The organism is Streptomyces sp. NBC_00448, assembly GCF_036014115.1.
In the GTDB taxonomy this organism is placed as follows: Bacteria; Actinomycetota; Actinomycetes; order Streptomycetales; family Streptomycetaceae; genus Actinacidiphila.
Genome location: NZ_CP107913.1, coordinates 4596823 through 4616195 on the forward strand (window position 1 = coordinate 4596823; position 19373 = coordinate 4616195).

The 19373-nt window shown below is 70.9% G+C and carries 13 protein-coding genes, 1 tRNA gene, 1 other RNA gene and 1 pseudogene; 5 read left to right on the top strand and 11 right to left on the bottom strand.

Going from position 1 to position 19373, the window contains the following annotated elements:
* Positions 1-100 precede the first annotated feature (100 nt).
* Both OG370_RS19395 and OG370_RS19400 read left to right on the top strand, forming a co-directional pair.
* A complete protein-coding gene (locus OG370_RS19395; protein ID WP_328465970.1) occupies positions 101-610 on the top strand; it encodes a universal stress protein in 510 nt (169 codons plus the stop codon).
* Between the two features lie 155 nt (positions 611-765).
* A complete protein-coding gene (locus tag OG370_RS19400; protein ID WP_328465972.1) occupies positions 766-2610 on the top strand; it encodes a S9 family peptidase in 1845 nt (614 codons plus the stop codon).
* Here the strand turns inward: OG370_RS19400 and OG370_RS19405 are convergent.
* From OG370_RS19405 to ffs, 9 genes are all read right to left on the bottom strand, one after another.
* On the bottom strand, positions 2590-3534 hold the full coding sequence (locus OG370_RS19405; RefSeq protein ID WP_328465974.1) for an SURF1 family protein: 945 nt from the start codon (positions 3532-3534) through the stop codon (positions 2590-2592). The two genes, OG370_RS19400 and OG370_RS19405, sit on opposite strands and share 21 nt — an antisense overlap.
* Before the next feature lie 251 nt (positions 3535-3785).
* Complete coding sequence (locus OG370_RS19410) at positions 3786-5183, bottom strand: hypothetical protein (protein ID WP_328465976.1); 1398 nt, start codon at positions 5181-5183, stop codon at positions 3786-3788.
* A complete protein-coding gene (locus OG370_RS19415; RefSeq protein ID WP_328465978.1) occupies positions 5180-5836 on the bottom strand; it encodes a SigE family RNA polymerase sigma factor in 657 nt (218 codons plus the stop codon). The genes OG370_RS19410 and OG370_RS19415 overlap by 4 nt, the downstream gene beginning before the upstream one ends.
* Before the next feature lie 305 nt (positions 5837-6141).
* Positions 6142-7416 carry an aspartate kinase gene (locus OG370_RS19420; RefSeq protein WP_328465980.1) on the bottom strand — a complete coding sequence of 425 codons (1275 nt, stop codon included), beginning with the start codon at positions 7414-7416 and terminating at the stop codon, positions 6142-6144.
* Between the two features lie 214 nt (positions 7417-7630).
* Positions 7631-8272, bottom strand: a complete 642-nt coding sequence (locus OG370_RS19425; protein ID WP_328474244.1) for a DUF5063 domain-containing protein — start codon at positions 8270-8272, stop codon at positions 7631-7633.
* 187 nt (positions 8273-8459) lie between these two features.
* Positions 8460-9059, bottom strand: a complete 600-nt coding sequence (recR, locus tag OG370_RS19430; protein ID WP_328465981.1) for a recombination mediator RecR — start codon at positions 9057-9059, stop codon at positions 8460-8462.
* A gap of 181 nt (positions 9060-9240) precedes the next feature.
* The gene (locus tag OG370_RS19435) at positions 9241-9576 is read right to left on the bottom strand and encodes a YbaB/EbfC family nucleoid-associated protein (RefSeq protein WP_103890964.1); all 336 of its coding nucleotides are present in this window, start codon (positions 9574-9576) and stop codon (positions 9241-9243) included.
* A 289-nt stretch (positions 9577-9865) separates the two neighbouring features.
* Positions 9866-12361, bottom strand: coding sequence for a DNA polymerase III subunit gamma and tau (locus OG370_RS19440; protein WP_328465986.1), 2496 nt, complete (start codon positions 12359-12361; stop codon positions 9866-9868).
* Positions 12362-12523: 162 nt separating this feature from the next.
* Positions 12524-12620, bottom strand: an RNA gene (gene ffs / locus OG370_RS19445) — signal recognition particle sRNA small type.
* Between the two features lie 72 nt (positions 12621-12692).
* Between ffs and OG370_RS19450 the strand changes: the two genes are divergently transcribed.
* The 3 genes and pseudogenes from OG370_RS19450 to OG370_RS19460 form a co-directional block, all read left to right on the top strand.
* Positions 12693-12780, top strand: a tRNA-Ser gene (locus OG370_RS19450).
* A gap of 204 nt (positions 12781-12984) precedes the next feature.
* Positions 12985-13734 (top strand): hypothetical protein, encoded by a 750-nt coding sequence (locus OG370_RS19455; RefSeq protein WP_328465988.1) that lies wholly within the window; start codon positions 12985-12987, stop codon positions 13732-13734.
* A gap of 1243 nt (positions 13735-14977) precedes the next feature.
* Positions 14978-15290 (top strand): annotated as a pseudogene (locus tag OG370_RS19460) (transposase); the annotation flags it as partial.
* 19 nt (positions 15291-15309) lie between these two features.
* On the opposite strand, the gene OG370_RS19465 reads toward OG370_RS19460, so the two are convergent.
* Both OG370_RS19465 and OG370_RS19470 read right to left on the bottom strand, forming a co-directional pair.
* Positions 15310-15636 carry a CU044_2847 family protein gene (locus OG370_RS19465; RefSeq protein ID WP_328465990.1) on the bottom strand — a complete coding sequence of 109 codons (327 nt, stop codon included), beginning with the start codon at positions 15634-15636 and terminating at the stop codon, positions 15310-15312.
* A 60-nt stretch (positions 15637-15696) separates the two neighbouring features.
* On the bottom strand, positions 15697-19275 hold the full coding sequence (locus OG370_RS19470; protein WP_328465992.1) for a serine protease: 3579 nt from the start codon (positions 19273-19275) through the stop codon (positions 15697-15699).
* Between the last annotated feature and the right edge of the window lie 98 nt (positions 19276-19373).

Here is a 19373-nt window from a genome sequence, read left to right on the forward strand (position 1 = left end):
ACGTCCCCTAGGGTTTGCCGTGGGCAGGGCAAGGCCGGGCAGCACGTCCGGCGGCGGATCTTGCGGCGGGCCGCAGGACGTAGCGCGTAAGGAGCAGGCCATGACGGAGCCGGATGCCGAGCGGAGCGAGGCCACGAGCGCGCCCACCAGCGAGTCGGCGACGGAATACGGCCGGATCGTGGTCGGCGTCGACGGCTCCGATCCGTCCTTGCACGCGCTGCGCTGGGCCGACCGCCAGGCCACCTTGACCGGGGCGTCCCTGGAGGCCGTGACGGCGTGGGAGATGCCCGCGTCGTTCGGCTGGGGCGGCGCGGTACCGGGCCTGCCGGAGGGCTACGACCTGGGCGAATCCGCGGCGCAGGCGCTGCGGGAGGCGTTGGAGAAGGCCCTGCCGCCGGACCGCGCCGCCACCGTCAGCCCGGTCACCGTGATGGGCAACCCGGCGCAGGTCATCCTCGACCGCGGCGAGGGGGCGGAGCTCATCGTGGTCGGCGTCCGCGGCCACGGCACGTTCCGCTCGACGCTGCTCGGCTCGGTCAGCCACACCGTGACGCTGCACGCGTCCTGCCCGGTCGTGGTGGTCCGCGGTGAGGCCCAGCAGGCGGACTGAGAGCAGGCGGGCGGCCGGACTGAAGGCATACGATCGGCACCCCGCCCCCGCCCGCCTCTTCATCCCCACGCCTCTGACCTGCGATGTCGCGGAGTTATCCACAGGCTGTGCGGGGAGCCGCACCGAAGGTGGGCGCGGCGGAGCATCATGGGGTCATGAACGAGATCACCGGGTCCGCCGTCGGACCCATGTCGGAAGCCGGCGCCATGCCGGCGTGGGAAACGCGGTTCCGCGCGCCTCGGGTGGGGCTGCCGGAGTGGGCCGAGGACGCCCCGGACCGCAGCCTGTTCGTGTCCAACGTGACGGGGACGTACGAACTGTACGCGTGGGACCGTGCCACCGGTGGCCGCCGCCAGGTCACCGACCGGCCGAACGGCACGACGGACGGCACCCTCAGCAGGGACGGCGCATGGGTGTGGTGGTTCTCCGACACCGATGGCGACGAGTTCGGCGTGTGGATGAAGCAGCCGTTCGCCGGCGGTGACGACATACCGGCCGCGCCCGGCCTTCCCCCCTCCTACCCGGCGGGCCTCGCGCTGGGCGTCGGCGGCCTGGCCGTGATCGGCCGCTCCACCGACGACGAAGGCACCTCCGTCCACGTCGTGCCCCCGACCGGCGAGGCGTACGAGATCTACCGTCACCCGGAGTCCGCGGGCGTCGGCGACCTCTCCGAGGACGGCACCCTGGTCGTGGTCGAGCACACCGAGCACGGCGACGCGATGCACAGCGCGCTGCGGGTTCTTCGCGTCTCCGACGGCAGCACCGTCGCGGAGCTGGACGACACCGACGGCGGCCGGCGCGAGCTGGGCCTGGACTGCCTCGGCTTCGCCCCGGTGCCGGGCGACACCCGGCTGCTCGTCGGCCACCAGCGCGCCGACCGCTGGCTGCCGATGCTGTGGGACGTGGCCGGCGGCGAGCAGACCGAGCTGGCCTTCGACCTGCCGGGCGACGTACACGCCGAGTGGTACCCGGACGGCTCGGCGCTCCTGGTGGTGCACGACTTCCACGCCCGCGGCGAGCTGTTCCGGTACGACCTGGCGGACGGCTCGCTGACCCGGCTGGACACCCCGGCCGGCAGCGTGGGCGGGGCGAGCGCGCGGCCCGACGGCAGCGTGGAGTACCTGTGGTCGTCTGCCGAGCGGCCTCCGGCGGTGCGCTCCACCGCGGGCGGCGTCGTCCTGGAGGCACCGGGGCTGCGCGCCCCGGACTCGGTGCCGGTGGAGGACGTGTGGGTGGACGGACCGGGCGGACCGATCCACGCACTGGTGCAGCGGCCACCTCGTGCGGCCGGTGCCGACGACGCGCCGGCCGCGCCGTTCCCGACGGTCTTCGAGATCCACGGCGGCCCCACCTGGCACGACTCGGACTCCTTCGCCGCGGGCCCCGCGGCCTGGCTCGACCACGGCTTCGCGGTCGTCCGGGTCAACTACCGCGGCTCCACCGGTTACGGCCGGGAGTGGACCGACGCCCTCAAGCACCGGGTCGGCCTGATCGAGCTGGAGGACATCGCCGCGGTGCGGGAGTGGGCGATCGGCTCCGGCCTCGCCGACCCGTCCCGGCTGGTCCTCACCGGCGGCTCCTGGGGCGGCTACCTGACCCTGCTCGGCCTCGGCACCCAGCCCGAGGCGTGGACGGTCGGCATCGCCGCGGTCCCCGTCGCGGACTACGCGACCGCGTACGCCGACGAGATGGAGGCGCTCAAGGCCCTGGACCGCACCCTGTTCGGCGGCTCCCCGCAGGAGGTCCCGGACCGGTACGAGACGTCCTCGCCGATCACCTACGTCGACAAGGTCACGGCCCCCGTCTACATCAGCGCGGGCATGAACGACCCGCGCTGCCCGATACGCCAGATCGACAACTACGTGGAGCGGCTGCGCGCCCTCGACAAGCCGCACGAGGTGTACCGGTACGACGCGGGGCACGGCTCGCTGGTCGTCGAGGAGCGGATCAAGCAGGTCCGGCTGGAACTGGCCTTCGCGCTACGCCACGTGGGCGGCTGACCCGACCGACACGGTGTCCCGGGCGCCCTCGGCGTCCCGCTCCCCCGGCTCGCCGTCCTCGGCCTGCGGGTCGGGGGCGGCGGGTCCGCCCGGCCGGCCGGAGCCGCCGGGACCGCCGGGGCCGTCCGGTCCGTCCGGCTGGTCCGGGAGGATGCCGAGCTCCGCGTCGGCGCGTGCCTCGCCCTCGCGGCGGACGAACCGGAACCACATGAAGACGACGAAGCCCGCGAAGACGAACCACTGCCCGGTGTAGCCGAGGTTCTGGAACGCCTTGAGGTCGAGGCCGCTGTTCGGCGGGGCGGCCGGGGGCACCGCCGTCAGCGGCTTCGCGGGGTGGTTGGCGGTGATCCAGCCGTTGTAGACGGAATAGGGCAGCACATTGACCAGGGAGGCGCCGCTGATGATGCCGATCTGATCGGAGGGCAGCGCACCGCTCGTGTCCACGCCGCTGGTCTCGGTCGTCTCGGGGTACTGCATGGCCCCGGTCACGGTCACCTGCCCGGCGGGCGCGGCGGGCACGCTGCGGGCGTCGGCGGCCTTGCCCGGCAGCCAGCCGCGGACCACGGGAAGGGCGGCGCCGTCGGACAGGCGCAGCGGGGTGAGCACGTAGTAGCCGTTGTGGCCGTCGAGCAGGCGGTCCGGGACGAGGAGTTGGTGCGCGGTGTCATAGCGGCCGGTGGCGCTGACGATCCGCCCGCTGTCGTCGCTCCCGACCGCGGAGCCCGTCTTCGGCAGCACCCGCGCCAGGGGCACCGGCGCCGCGGCGGCCACGCGCTTCTCGTCGTGTTCGGCGCTCTTGTGCTGGTCGACCCGCATGTCGAACCGGCTGAGCTGCCAGCTTCCCATGAACACGCAGACCGGAACGGCCAGCAGTGCGAGCAGGCTGACCGCCAACCAACGCGGAGTGAGCAGGAACCGGTACACGCCACCACGTTACGGGGCGGGTTCTGGCGGGCCGCAACCGCCCCCGACCGGCCCGGCACGGCCGCCGCCACGGAAGGGCCCGCGCCAGCTCACGGGCCTGGTCCGGCGTTCCCGTCCCCCTGTTGCCGACCCGGTGTTCCGGTCCCGCGCCCCGGTCCGGGGGTCCCGGCCCGCGCTCCGGTCCACGCGTGATCCGAGCCCCCGGCCCACCTACGCGGGCCGCGGAGGCTGGGGAGCGCTGCGGCTACGGCCTAAGGCGCGGTGGCGAGCGACTGCGCTATCGGAGGCGTCGTGTAGACGGTGCCCGCACAGGCACCCTGGATGACGGGGCCGGCGACGACGGGCGCGCCCGCCGCCGGGGTGTGGTCCAAGGTGACGCTGGCCGGCGCGGAGGTGGGCGGGACGCCGCCCGCCGGCTGGACGTTGCCGCTCGACGAGTCCGAGCCGGAGTCAGTGCCCTGGTCGCTGCCGTCCGAGCCGGTCGAGGACGGTGTCGGCGTCGAGGAGGTGGGCGGGGTCGTGGTGGCGACACAGCCGGTCGTCCCCGAGGTGGGCACCCAGGCGAAGGCGACCTCGTAGTCCTGGCCGGGGCCGAGCACGATCGGGGCCTCGGCCATCACGGCGGGCAGGCCCGTCGCCGGGTCGCCCTGGGTGTGGCCGACGACCTGGATGGCGGCCTGCTCGGCGGAGCCGTGCGCCACGGCACGGATGACGCCGCCGCTGGGCACCGTGCACGGGGTGTCGGAGACGTTGGCGACACGGAACCAGCCGTAGACGCGGCCGTCGGCGTCGGGGCTGTCGGCCTCGCTGAGGCCCTGGCCGAGTTGGACACTGGAGCAGTCGGGCACCGGGGCTCCCCCGCCGGACGGGGTGCTCCGGGGGCCGGTGGGCGTGCCGGTGGGCGGGCGGTCCTTGTCGGGCCGGTGGGTGGCCTTGCCCGAAGGGTCCGCGGCGTCGCCCTTGCGGAGACCGCCGGCGTCGGGGGTGACCGTGTACGAGCTGCCGACGCCGACCTGCGCGGCGGTGGTGTGCCCCGACCTGCCCGCGACCCGGACGACGGCGGGCACCGCCAGGCCCACGAGGATGACAGCCGCGACGGCACCGAGCACCGCCTGGCGACGGCGCTGGCGCCGCAGCGGTACGGCCCGCCGCAGGTGTTCCAGCGCGTCAGGGGAGGCGTGCAGCCCGTCGACGGCCTGGTGCATGAGGGCACGCAGCGAGGCTTCGTCGGAGGTCAGGTCGTCCAGGTCGGTGCTGCCGCTGACGGGCGTCACGTCGTGCATGATCGGTTCGCCAACGGGATCGGCGTGGCCGGACACCGCACGGACGGGAGCCGTCGGCTCGTCGGCACCCGCATCGGTGGAGCCCGCGTCCGCGGAACCCGCGTCCTCGGCAACCACATCCGCGGAACCCGACGCTGCGGAACCCGCGTCGTCGGCGTCCGCCGCGCCAGGGGACGCCGGTGCGGCCGGCATCGGCGGTTCCTGCTGCGCGGGCGCCTCGTCCCGCGTCTCGTCCTGCGGCGGGTCGTGCGGGTCGTGCGGGGCTCGGGGGGTCTGCTCGTCCATCTCGGGTGCGTCGTCGGGGCCTTCGGGGCCGTGGGTGCCACTGGGGCCGTTGGGGCCCTGGGGGTCGTGCGGAGGTCTCATGCCGTCGCCTCCATCGCGACGCGCAGCGCCGCAAGACCACGCGAACCGTACGCCTTCACCGAGCCCAGGGAAATCCCCAGGGTCTCCGCGACCTGCGCCTCGGTCATGTCGACGAAGTAGCGCAGCACGAGGACCTCGCGCTGGCGGCGCTGGAGTTTGCGCATCGCCGCCTTGAGCTGGTCGCGCTCCAGGATCTCGTACGCGCCCTCCTCGGCGCTGGCCATGTCCGGCATCGGCTTGGCCAGCAGCTTGAGGCCGAGGATGCGCCGACGCAGCGCCGAGCGGGAGAGGTTGACCACGGTCTGCCGCAGATAGGCGAGGGTCTTCTCGGGGTCGCGGACCCGGCTGCGGGCGGAGTGCACCCGGATGAACGCCTCCTGGACGACGTCCTCGCAGGAGGCGGTGTCGTCCAGCAGCAGCGCGGCCAGCCCGAGCAGCGAGCGGTAGTGGGCGCGGTAGGTCTCGGTGAGGTGGTCCACGGTGGTGCCGACGGCCATCGCCCCTTCAGCGCCGTCGTGGTTCGCGCCGGCCACCCGCACCGGCCAGGGCGCGATCACCGGCAGACCGCCGGTCGCCGCACGCGAGGGCCGCGGAGGCGCGATCGTACCGCCGCGCCGCCCGAATCCCGTCTCGATACCCCATGCCTCCGCCACGCCAGTTGGACACGCATCCCCCCGCGAGGGTTGTACGCGCAAGGCACTTCGCTCGACGGAGTGCCACATATCGCCATGCGTACCAGCTCTTCCTCAATGCCGCGCAATGCCCCACCTGCACCGACCGCCCCCGGGTCGGCGCTCGGTGTGCACCACCCTAGGGGAGCCCTGTGAGCCCCACGGGCGTGCGTTGACACAAAGACGCTCCCCCACGGCCATCGGTTGCGGCCGAGGGGGAGCGAATGTCCGACGTCGCGGGCAACTGCCCGCCGAGCGGCCGCCCGGCTACCCGTTCACCAGCACGTTCAGCGGCCGGTGCCGCCGTAGACGACCGCCTCGTCGCTGTCGCTGTCCAGCCCGAACGCCGAGTGCACCGCCTGCACGGCCGGCTTCACATCGTCGATCCGGGTGACCACGGAGATCCGGATCTCCGAGGTCGAGATCAGCTCGATGTTCACCCCTGCGTTGGACAGCGCCTCGAAGAAGGTCGCGGTCACCCCCGGGTTGGTCTTCATCCCGGCCCCGACCAGCGAGAGCTTGCCGATCTGGTCGTCGTAGCGCAGGGAGTCGAAGGCGATCACCGTCTGCGCCTTGGTGAGCGCCTCGATCGCCTTGTGCCCCTCGGCCTTCGGCAGGGTGAAGGAGATGTCGGTGAGCCCGGTGGCCGCGGCCGACACGTTCTGCACCACCATGTCGATGTTGATCTCGGCGTCCGCGATCGCCCGGAAGATCGTCGCGGCCTCGCCCGGCTTGTCCGGTACCCCGACCACGGTGATCTTCGCCTCGGTCGTGTCGTGCGAAACGCCGGAGATGATCGCCTGCTCCATCGGCCTGTCTCCTTGGGGTGGTTCGTTGCTGACCCAGGTGCCCGGAAGCCCGGAGAACGAGGAACGGACGTGGATCGGGATGTTGTAGCGGCGGGCGTACTCCACGCAGCGGTGCAGCAGCACCTTCGAGCCGGAGCTGGCCAGCTCCAGCATGTCCTCGAAGGCGATCCAGTCCATCTTGCGGGCCGTCTTCACCACCCGCGGGTCGGCGGTGAACACCCCGTCGACGTCCGTGTAGATCTCGCACACCTCGGCGTCCAGCGCGGCGGCCAGCGCCACCGCGGTGGTGTCCGAGCCGCCCCGCCCCAGCGTGGTGATGTCCTTCTTGTCCTGCGACACACCCTGGAACCCGGCCACGATCGCGATGTTGCCCTCGTCGAGCGCGGTCCGGATGCGGCCCGGCGTCACATCGATGATCCGCGCCTTGTTGTGCACCGAGTCGGTGATCACGCCGGCCTGGCTGCCGGTGAAGGACTGCGCCTCATGGCCGAGGTTCTTGATCGCCATCGCCAGCAGCGCCATCGAGATGCGCTCACCGGCCGTCAGCAGCATGTCGAACTCGCGGCCGGACGGGATCGGTGAGATCTGCTCGGCGAGATCGATCAGTTCGTCGGTCGTGTCGCCCATCGCCGACACCACGACGACCACGCGGTGGCCGGCCTTCTTGGTGTCCACGATTCGGCGGGCGACCCGCTTGATGCCTTCGGCATCGGCGACTGAGGAGCCGCCGTACTTCTGCACGACAAGGCCCACGTGCGCTCCTCGCTCAGGGTGGATCAAGGGTGAATGCGGTCGGCCCAGTTTAACGAGCCGCCCGCGACCGCCCCGCCCTTATCACATGCTGAGACACGGGGTTCACCAGGTGATCACCGCCATTCGGAGGCGGGCGAGCACCGGGCGACACCGCGCGCGCCGACACACCGGGTGATCACCGCGCGGCGGCGAGCACCAGGCGATCACCAGGTTTTCACTGCCGGCGGCGGCGCAACCCCATCGTGCCGAGCTCCGCCTCCATCACCCGGCCCGCCTCGCGCGCCAGCTGTTCCTCGTCCTCGTCGCCGCCCGTGTCCAGGCCGTCCAGCTCGTCCAGCGGGCTGTCCTGCCGTACGTGCGCCACCAGCGACTGGAGCGCGCGCAGCGACGCGCTGACCGTCAGCCCCCAGCTCGACAGGTACGAGAACTGCCACCACCACAACGCCTCAGACACCCGGCCTGCCTGGAAGTGGGTGAGGCCGTGGGCCAGGTTCGCCACCACGTCGGCCAGGTCGTCGGAGATCCGGCAGGCCACCGGCGTCGACCGCGGCACGTACGGGTCGAAGACCTCCGAGTACACGTCGATCGGCTCCAGCAGCGTGGCCAGCCGCTGCCGCAGGTCGTCCTCGTCCGGCTCAGGACCGGCGTCCGGTTCGTACCGCTCGTCCGGCACGATGTCCTCGTGCGCGCCGAGCCGCCCGCCGGCCAGCAGCAACTGGGAGACCTCCAGCAGCAGGTACGGCACCGCGCTGTCCGGGTCGTCGCCCTTGGCGACCTCGCGGACCGAGAGGATGAAGCTCTCGATCTGGTCGCTGATCTGGACGGCGAACTCGTCCGGTTCCTGCGGCTCCGGCATCGGCCCCGGGGCGTCCGGCCGGCCCGGCAGGGCGCTCCCGCCCGCGGCACCGCTCCTGCCGGCGGCTGGGCCGCCCGCGCCCGTACCGCCCTTGCCCGCGGCTGCTCCCGCCACGTCCTTGCCCGCCACGCTCACGTTCCTGCCGCTCCCGCTCTTCCTCGCCCGCGCGTCCTCGTCCACCACGGCGTCAGACATCCAGCAACCGCCTCCCTTCGAAGGCCCGCCCCAGCGTGACCTCGTCCGCGTACTCCAAGTCGCCGCCCACCGGGAGTCCACTGGCCAGTCGCGTGACGCGCAAACCCATGGGCTTCACCATGCGGGCCAGATACGTGGCCGTCGCCTCGCCTTCGAGGTTCGGGTCCGTGGCCAGGATCAGTTCGGTGACGGTGCCGTCGGCGAGGCGGGCGAGCAGTTCCCGTATCCGCAGATCGTCGGGGCCGACACCCTCGATCGGGCTGATCGCGCCGCCCAGTACGTGGTACCGCCCGCGGAACTCCCGGGTGCGCTCGACCGCCACCACGTCCTTGGGCTCCTCGACCACGCAGATCACCGCGGGGTCGCGCCGCGGGTCGCTGCACACCCGGCAGCGCTCCTCCTGCGCGACGTTCCCGCACACCGCGCAGAACCGCACCTTCGCCTTGACCTCGGAGAGCGTGTGCGCCAGCCGGCGTACGTCGGCCGGGTCGGCCTGCAGGATGTGGAAGGCGATCCGCTGCGCGCTCTTGGGCCCCACGCCCGGCAGCCTGCCCAGCTCGTCGATCAGGTCCTGCACCACGCCTTCGTACACGCCGTGCCTTCCTTCGGATCTTCGGGGCCCACGGAGCTTCTGGCCTGGGGGTCGGGGGGGGTGAGGGTCGGGAGCTGGGGATCAGGGTCCGGGCGGGGAACCGCGGCCGGACCCTGAGCGCCGGACGGAGTCGAACGAGCCGAACCGGCAGAACGACGTCAGGCGGAGCGCCGGCTCAGGCTCAGAACGGCAGCCCGGGCATCCCGCCCAGCCCCTGGGCGAGCGGGCCGAGCTTGTCCTGCTGGAGCTTCTGCGCCGACTCGTTCGCGTGGTGCACCGCGGCGACCACCAGGTCGGCGAGGGTCTCGGTGTCGTCGGGGTCGACCGCCTTCGGGTCGATGACCAGCCCGCGCAGTTCGCCCGCACCCGTCACCGTCGCCCGCACCAGGCCGCCGCCCGCCGAGCCCTCCACCGTCGTCTCGGCCAGCTCCTGCTGGGCCGCCGCGAGATCCTGCTGCATCTTCTGCGCCTGCTGGAGCAGCGCCTGCATGTTCGGCTGACCACCACCGGGGATCACGGAATCGCTCCTGCCTGTGCCGTCTGTTGTCTACGGGCCCTGCGAGTACTGCGGCTCTACGGGTTTTACGGGATTGCCGCGTGTTTTACGTGACAGGGCGAGCCTACGTGCTCGTACGGCCCAGCGCCCTACGCCGTACGGAGGATCGGCGCGGCGCGCACCCCTCCCCTGGTCGCACGCACCGCCGTACCCACGTCGCACCCGTGCCCGTACGTGTACGCGGGCCGGTGCACGGGCTTCTGCGCGGGCCGGTGCGCGTACGCCCGCCGACGCCTGTGCGCACCCGCGCTCAGTCGTGGCTGATCTCCTCGATGACCGTCGCGCCGAGCCCCTTGATGAACAGGTCGTGGCCGCTGAGAGCCGGTGCCGAATCCACCAGTTCCGGGTCGTCCTCCTCGGGGATGTCGTCCTCGAGGGGCGGTGGCTCGGCGAAGGAGGAGCCGCCGGCGTACGGACGCGTGTCGCCCGCACCCGAACCCATGCCCGGGCCGGCGCCCTGGCCACCGCCGGGGCCGGGCACGGCGGTGCCGCCCTGGCCCTCCCGGCGAGGGGCGGGCGGGGCGGCGGCGGGCGGGGCCGAGCCGTACGCGGAGGGCGCGCCGCCCTGGCCGTTCGGCTGCTGACCGGTGGGCGGTCGGCCGGGGCCTTGACCTGCCGGGCCCTGGCTCTGTCCTTGACCTTGACCTTGGCCTTGTGGCGGGCCGCCCGGGCCGCCGGGTGCCTGCGTGCGAGGGGGACCGCCGCGGCCTCCGCCACCCCCGGGGCCGCCTCGCCCACCGCCGTCGCTGCCGCCGCCGCCCGGGTCGACCAGGGTCTCGATCTTCCACCGCGCCCCGGTCACCGTGCCGATCGCCTGCTTCAGCACGTCCTCGCTGTCGCCGTTGGCGAAGCTGTTGCGCGCGCCGAGGTTGTCGAAGCCGAGTTGCAGCGTCTCGCCGTCGAAGCCGACCACCCGGGCGTTGTTGAGCAGCAGAATCCAGGTGAGCCGACGGTGCTTGACGGCCTCCAGGATCTGCGGCCACAGCTCGCGGACGCGGGAGGGGTCGCCGATGGGGCCGCTGGACACGGGGGTGGCCGCGGGGGCGGGCGGGGGCGCGGACGCTCCGGCCGGCGGGCCGGACGGGGGCTGATGCGCCTGCTGGTGTGTCTGCTGGTGCGGAGGGTTCGGCTGGGACGGGCCGGCCGTGGTCGGCCACGCGCCCGGGCGGGGGGCCGGCGCGGGGGAGGCGGCAGGCGCACCCGGCGCGGCGGAGGTCGGCCACGCACCCGGGCGCGGGGCGGAGGAAGGATCGGGGGCCGCGTCCCCGCTGTCCGGCACGGGCGGTGCCGGCGGTACGGGCGCGGGTGGCGGCGACGCGGGGGCCGCGGGCTGCTGCTGCGCCTCCGGCGCGGGGGCGGGAGCCGCGGGTGCGTACGCAGGTGCGGGTGCGGGTGCCGCCGGGCCCGTTGCCGTACGGCCCAGTGCGGCCCTCGCCGCCGCCGGACCGGACGGGCCCGCGGGGCCGCCGCCGTACGCCGGACCGCCACCCGGACCCGTGGCACCGCCGGCCTGGGCCGGGCCGCCGGGCGCGTCACCGTAGCCGGGCCCGCCGCCGGGGGCCGTCGCGGCGTTCGCCGGGCCGCCGAGGCTGACCCCGCGCTCCAGCCGCTCCAGCCGCGCCTGCAACGAGCGTTCGTCCTCGTACGCGGCCGGGAGCAGCACCCGGGCGCAGATCAGCTCCAGTTGGAGCCGGGGCGAGGTCGCGCCGCGCATCTCCGTCAGTCCGGTGTTGACCAGGTCGGCCGCGCGGCTCAGCTCGGCGGCGCCGAAGACCGACGCCTGTGCCTGCATCCGCTCGACCACGTCCCGGGGCGCGTCGATCAGCCCCTTCTCCACCGCGTCCGGCACGGCCGCGATGATCACCAGGTCGCGCAGCCGCTCCAGCAGGTCCGTGACGAACCGCCGCGGGTCGTGCCCGCCCTCGATCACCCGGTCCACGATCCCGTAGACCGCCGCGCCGTCGCCCGACGCGAACGCGTCCACCACCTCGTCGAGCAGCGCCGCGTCCGTGTAACCGAGCAGCGCCGTCGCCATCGCGTACGTCACACCGTCGGTGCTCGCGCCGGCCAGCAACTGGTCCATCACCGACATCGAGTCCCGCACCGAGCCGGCCCCGGCGCGCACCACCAGCGGATACACCCCGTCCTCGACCTGGATCGCCTCGTGCCCGCACACCTCGGCGAGGTAGTCCCGCAAGGTCCCCGGCGGCACCAGCCGGAACGGGTAGTGGTGCGTACGCGACCGGATCGTGCCGATGACCTTCTCCGGCTCGGTGGTCGCGAAGATGAACTTCAGGTGCTCCGGCGGCTCCTCGACCACCTTCAGCAGCGCGTTGAACCCCGCCGACGTGACCATGTGGGCCTCGTCGATGATGTAGATCTTGTACCGGCTGCCGGCCGGCCCGAAGAACGCCTTCTCGCGCAGATCGCGGGCGTCGTCCACACCGCCGTGCGACGCCGCGTCGATCTCGATCACGTCGATCGACCCCGGGCCGTTCCGCGCCAGGTCGCGGCACGACTGGCACTCCCCGCACGGTGTCGGCGTCGGTCCCTGCTCGCAGTTCAGGCAGCGCGCCAGAATCCGCGCGCTCGTCGTCTTCCCGCACCCCCGCGGGCCGCTGAACAGGTACGCGTGATTGACCCGGTTGTTGCGCAGCGCCTGCTGCAACGGGTCGGTGACGTGCTCCTGCCCGATGACCTCGGCGAAGGTCTCCGGACGGTAGCGGCGATACAGAGCGAGTGACACGCCTCCGAGACTAGCCGGGCCCACCGACACCGCGCCCCACCCCGCGCCCCACCACGGGTCCACCTCGGGTCTCACCCGGGTCCGACTGCGGTCCTGCCGCGGTCCGGCCGAGGTCCCGCCGCCTCGACACCGCCCCACCGGACCCGAAAATCCCCCCGGGCATGCGAAGACCCCCCACGCACCCGCCAGAGCCCACTTACCCTTGCTGCCTTCCGGCCCTGGGGGAGTTCAGCGAGATAGCGCCACGTGAGGGGCTGCGCCCACCCTACCCCACCCCCCGCCCTCCGAACGAGTTCGCTCCCACCCCCCTCCACCCTGTAATGTCTCCCCCGGAGGATTCGCCTAGTGGCCTAGGGCGCACGCTTGGAAAGCGTGTTGGGGGCAACCCCTCACGAGTTCGAATCTCGTATCCTCCGCCAGTGCCTCACCGGGCACGACGTCGTTGGCCCCCGCTGCTCGCAGCGGGGGCCAACGACGTTGAGGGTTGCAGTTTGGGTTGCAGTTGCCGCGATCAGACGGCGGGAGAGTCCTGGTCCGGGCGGGTTCAGGGCAGTCCGTTGATCTTGTCAGCGGTGTTCTTGAAGAGCAGGCGCGGTCGGCCAGCAGAGCCATATATTCGCTGAATGCGAGTCGCCGACGTCACCATGCCCACCGGCATCACCAGCCGCCCGCGAGACGAACGCGGGTACCCCGTGCCGGCGATCACTCCCTGGGAGGACGGAACCCCTCAGTTCGCTAGCACCAGCATGGGCCGGGTGTTTCTTTGCGTCGCCGAGCGTCGATGCACGGTCTGCGGCCGGGAGATGCAGCCTGGGCCGGTGTGGCGGGTCGTCGATGGGGACGAAGCGGAAATGATCGATGCCGTCCTCAGTCTCGGTAAGGAGTTCCTCAACAACGCCCCTACGGCTGAGGCTCCTGGCCACCGTACGTGCATGATCTACGCCACTATGGTGTGCCCTTTCCTGAGCAGCCCGGAAGGCCGCCGAGGCGAGGCTTCGAACATGTACGGAGCCGATCTCCCGAAGGGGGACGCCCGAGGTATCGGAGGCGCGGTCGTTGCCTACAACGACTACAAGTTCGAGCAGACCCCCGCCGGGCCTGGGGTCGTCTACGGTGCACCGATCGAGATCATCAACTACGACCGTGCCGAAGACCTGCAGGACGAGCTTACGGCGGCCCTAACTAACGACGAGACAGGTGCGGGGCGGAGCCCAGCTTGGCTAGGGGAAGACGAACAGCTCCTGGAGTCCGCCCTCCGTAAAGCCATGCTCACCCCAGAAGAGAAGCAGGTTCTGGCTGCGCGGAGGCGGGCAGCACAGACCAAGAAACGGCAGCAGAAGCAAGTGAAGGCATCCCGCAAGAAGAACCGGTAGCCGTCGCCGCTTACGCCAGCAGGCATCCTGCATCTCCGTCCTCACCCGTGTACGCTAACGGCCCCCACCGACAGGGCCGGTGATCAGGCAAGCAGTCCGGAAACGTCGCCTCCGATGTCCCCCTCAGCCGCTGATCGTCAGCTCTCGTTGTCCAAGTGGACTTGGATAAGTCGGTACCGTCGGACGCACGGGTGCCAGACGCCGAACGGATGTCCGTCCGGTGATGGGCGCCGGCAGCACGTCGTGGAACGACCCGGGGAAGTGGTGGCGGAATGCCGTCGTCGGAAGCCGCGCTCGGGCATGAGGGATTCACCTCGGCTCGGGCCCATCAGGTCATGGCGCGAGCATGCGCCGAGGCCGGCTTGGACCCGGACGGTGCCCGCCTGATCCGGCTCGGCGAGAACGCCCTGTTCCGCCTCGAACAGCACCGGTCACCACGTCGTGGTTCGGCCGAGCCAGCGAGGCGTTCGCCAACGAGCACGGGCGGCTCGAACTCCTCGACGGAGCGAACCTCGTGCATCTGTTCAAGGAGCATATGAACCTCGCCGTGATCCCGTGGCCCGTGCCACCGAAGCGACGCCCGAAGTAGACGTCGGCCCCGCCTAACGTCGTCTTCGACGGCTCCACTTCCACCCGGAGAGTTCATCGTCCACGCCGCCTGAGGACGCCGCGGGTCTCAGTCCTGGTCTCGTTCGGCCACGTCAGGGGCCGTCATCCACCCGCCCGGACACCCGTTCTGTCGCAGGTCAAGATGCCCCTGCTTCCTTGTAGTCGTCAGGACGGGGGCGTCAACCGCGGCAGTTCAGTCCTCGAAAGAGTCGCGTTCCCACGTCAATGAGGCGCCACGCGGAGTCGAGCGCTTCGTCTTCCGTCGTGGCGCGGGTGAAGGGAGGACGCAGGACAGGCAGGGGAATCTCGTTGAAGGCTCGACGGGGGTGCCATGCACCTTGCTTCCGCAGCCGATTCGAGCAGTCCGCAGACAGTCCGCTGGGCACCCGGTAGCCTCCGTTAGAACCCAACCTACGCCAACGCCACGTTGCCTGGTCAGAGCCATGGTCGGCGCCCCGCCGCATGTCAGGTTCCGCCTGGATACGTTCCGCTTCGACTCCTGGGCCAAGGCTGGGGTCTTCCAGAACCTGATGGACGCGTTGATCGCCGAGGCGGCCGCGCGGGGACAGGCCGACCTGGAACTGGTCAGCGTGGCCTCCACGATCGTGCGGCGCATCACGAATCGGCAGGTCTGGCCGTGGCTGCGGACAGGGCCTACTCCTCCAGGGCCAACCGGGCCTACTTACGCCGGCGCCACATCACCGCGGTGATCCCGGAGAAGATCGACCAGCAGGCCAACCGCAAGAAGAGGGCTCGGCCGGAGGACGGCCGGTCACCTACGATCTCGACCGCTACAAACAGCCCAACACCGTCGAAAGCTGCTTCCAGAGGATCAAGACCTGGCGCGGCTGGCCACCCGCTACGACAAGTCTCCGCAAAGCTACGAAGCCGGACTCCATCTCCGCGGCTCGATCATGCGGCTAAAGCTCCTCACCTCAACCACATGATCCGAACCTCAAACAGCCCTTAGGGGGCTCGGTCCCCCTCCCAACTGAGCTTGACCGTCAGGTGGCCGTCGAGGCTGGATTTCGCGATGACGGCGCCGACCTGTGTGCTCAGGTGTACCCCGAACTCCACCTCGATCTTGTCCGGTCGCACGGCGGCATCGCGGAATTGGCCGAGGATCGTGGACGAGGCGTCTCGCACACTACTCAGTGCGGACCCCAGTGAGGTTCCGGCGGACTGTATAAGATCCCCGGTTCGGGACACCGGACTGATCTCCGGGCCGTCCTGTGCGATCTCCACCAATACCTCTCCACCGTCGTCCAGGGACCAGCGGGCGAGTTCAACCATGTGACACTCCTCGTCTCCGTTCGATGGTTGCGATCTGTGTGACGCGTGGGTGCGCACTGCTCAGGGACACAGACGCCCTTTGTGCGCCCCCGATGGCACCAACTGCCGGATGTTGAATGTCTCGTTCACCTCCGTACCCAACAGTGCGCACACGTGGTCGACGCCGGGCGATTTGCTGGGTACGCCGGGGGCTGCTGGTGCCGACACCCGCTGGAGAGGGCTTAGACCGCCCGAAGACGTCGCTACGACTCCCAGGGACGAGCCGTCGACGAGCAGAACCGGACTGTCCGGGGTGTCGCCCAGCGGCATCAGCGAATTCCAGCTGTCCGGGTAGGCATAGCGGCTGATGCGTCTGCCCGTGACCAGCGACCGGATCGAACCGCGAGGTGTGCTGGCGGCAATGTCAGCGACGTTGGTTTGGGTGGCGGCGATGGAGGGATCAGGGACGGTCGAGAACCAGGCGGTGGTTCCGGTGGAGTTCAGGGCGAGCGTTCCGTCAACCTCGTCGGGATCGAGGCCGCTGACGTGTCCTGTCTCGGTCCCCGTCGCGATGTTCCAGGACCTCAGTTCCGCTGGGGCGCCATGTAGGCCTTTGATCACCGCGGCCGCGGTCCGTCCGTCCAGGCTGGTGATATAGGCCTGCGTCCGGGACGGATCGGCCAGCGGGGTGCGGATTATCCGGTCGGGTCGCAGGTTCACCCGCGTCAGGGAGATGTCGGAGCTAATGGAGGACTCGTCGGCCTCCGCCTCACCGAGGATAGCGGTGTCAGCGTCCGGGCCGAGCCAGAAGTCGAACACTGCGCTCTGCCACGGCAGGACGGACTTTCTCAGGAGCGTGCCGGTGTTCAAATCGAATAGGTACAGGGTGTTGCGCTGACTCGCGGTCGTCGTGAGAAGCATGCTGTCGGGTACGACCAGTCCCAGTACGCGGTCGTTCGGGTCGATGCTCATGTGAACTGCACCTTCCTGGGGCAGGGCGGTGAATTCCCTGCCGAAGACGACCCGGTGCTCGACCGTGTCGTAGACAACGAGGCAAGGCGTGATGCTCGTCTCGTGCGGCACGGGGCATGAGCCAGGGGCAGTCCGACTCCCCTGGACGACCGGCATGATCTGATCCGAGAAAGCCACGTACCGCCCGCTCCTGCTGATCACCGCCCCGAAGGTGTGGTCGAGGCTCGTGAACACCCCTTTGACGGGCTCGTCGACCACTCCTTCCCCGGTCGACCTCCACACGACGGCGTGGTCATCCGGGTCGATCGTGACCAGCGTCCGGCCGTCCGCGTCGACTTGGTGAGTCAGGTGCTGGAGTTCGGTCTGGTCGTCGTACGAAAGTGTGAGGTTGTTCCGGCTCGCCGTCGCAGTCAGGGTCGGGGAACTGATGGCGGAACTGTCGGCCGCCGACTCGCTCTCGTTCGGCAGCAGCCGATCGACGGGACCGAGATAGTGGAAGATAGTGGAAAGACCGTCGGCCGGATACGTGCGGTAGGCGCGTAGCCCTAGTTGCATCGCGCCGTAGGAGTCGTAGGGAGCCAGTTCTTCCGCCTTGCTGTTCATGGTCCGCGCGATGGACTCCGCCACCTGGTTGCTACGGTGCTGGTAGGTCAGGACCCCTGCCACCAGGGCGAGCGTCACGGCGGCGCAGACCATGCCGTTCACTCGCCAGCGGCGCACTCTGCCAGCCCGGACGTACTCACGCTCCCGGGCGGAGAGATGGGCGTCATGACTACGCACCCACCGCCGAGCGTCCCTGAGCTCGGCGCCAGCGAGCAGTCGTCTGCCCGGGCGGTCATCGCGGGACCAGGTGGCCATGCGCTGTCTGAGGTTGTCTTGCCAGAGACGGAACTCCCGGTATTCGTCGAAGAGTTCACGCAGATGCTTCCAATGCACCAAGAGTGAATCGTGTGCCAGTTCGATACCGGTGGTCAGCGCACTCCGGCCCCCGCCTACGCCAATCCCGTGCATCATCAGCAGTCGAGAGGTGGCGAGGCGCTGACCAACGGTCCACTGCGTCTCGTCACACTCATCGCGCGGCGCGGTACGGCGAACGGCTAGTTTCCCGTCGGGCAGCGGCCGGACCAACTGGATGAGCAGCCGATCGGCGACCGTCCGGGTCGCCGGGTCGATGCCAGTCCAGATCCGGTCCGCGTAACGAGCGAGGGCCTCGGAGACGCCGCCCAGCTTCTCGTACGCCTCGTGCGTCAGCAGGCCTGCGCGCCGGTGCTCCCACAGCTCGGCGAGAGTGAACTCCATCAAGGGCAGCGGGTTCGGGGTGTGTTTCAGGTCGTCCAGGACGCGCTCGACGAGCCCGTCGGCGAAGCTGACGGTGCCGACCCGCTCCAGCGGCCCGGTCATGACGCGGCGCAGTTCGGCCTCGGTCATCTCGCCTACCGTGACCGGCAGCCAGGCGCGTGCGAGTTCGGCGACGGCGCGTTCGCGCAACGCAGTCCCCAAGAAGGTGTCGCGAAGGTTCACCAGCACGCACATCCGGGCCGCGGGGGTCAGACAGGACAGCAGGGCGCGGACGAAGGCGGCACAGTCGTTATCCGAAGCCGCGAAGACCTCCTCGAACTGGTCGACGCAAACCACCAGTTGGTCCGCTCGTTGCTGCTCCAGCACGGCGGATACGATGTCGGACACCTGCCCGTCGGCCAGCCGTGCCGCGATCGCATCCACCGACTCCAGCCGAGCCACCGCACCGAGGCCGGGACGCATCAACCGGTCGAAGGCGAAGGCCAGTGCCGCCAGCGGGGTAGTGGCGTCGGATGGTCGTAACGCCATCGTGAGCCGTACGGTGCCCGGGGGGTCAGCGGCGTGCAGCCGGGGCACCACGCCCGCGTGCCACAGGGAGGACTTCCCGACGCCCGATCCACCGATTACGCTGATCAGCGGCACCCCGGAGCGGATTCGGTCGACGAGCTGACCGGCCAATTCCTCGCGCCCGTAGTAGAGGTCGGCGTCCTGCTCGCCGAAGGGGCGCAGTGCCCGGTACGGGACGCGCCGCTCGATCACCACTGCCAGTTCGGGCCAGGCCTCCAGCAGTACGTCCACAGGAAGCATGTAGCCAATCTTCGTGCCAGCGCCGGTGACCCGGTAGCCGACCATCCCTACAGCGGCGTCTGCGTCCGTGCTCCAGACCGGCGCCCCGGAGAACCCAGGTGCCAGCATGGCCTGCCGTGCCGGGTCACTCTCGATCTCCACCCAGCCCGTGGCGACAGGACCGCCCTGGCGCCCGTGCACCCAGGTGCCGAGCTCCAGACCGCGGGGAAACCCCACCATCACCAGCGAACCGTCCAGCCCACCGCGCCGCCTGCTCAGGACGAGCGGCCGGGCTCCCTGCGGCGGCGGCTCGCGCAGCCGCAGCCCAGCGACGTCCATACCCTGCCCTGGCACCGGCGGCCGCCAAGCGACTATGTCGGCGAGTTGCCGCCTACCTGGGGCGAGCAGAGGGAAATCGAGGCTAACTGGCACTCCCGAGGGCGGTGACTCCCCAGCAGGGATCCCGAGAACACCAGCCAGCACGTGAGCGGCCGACACCAGATGCCGTGGACCGGCGAGAAAGCCGGCACCGGCGGGCTTGTCGCCGTCCCAGATCCGGACCAGCCCGGCCTCAAGAGGCTCACCCACGTTAGACCCCCGCATGCCGGTTTCTGCCCCAACGGTACCGGTTCAACGTTAACCGGCGTAAGCCACAAGTCAGTGCCAGCGCCCGAACTGAAGCCGCTTGGCGACGGCACCGG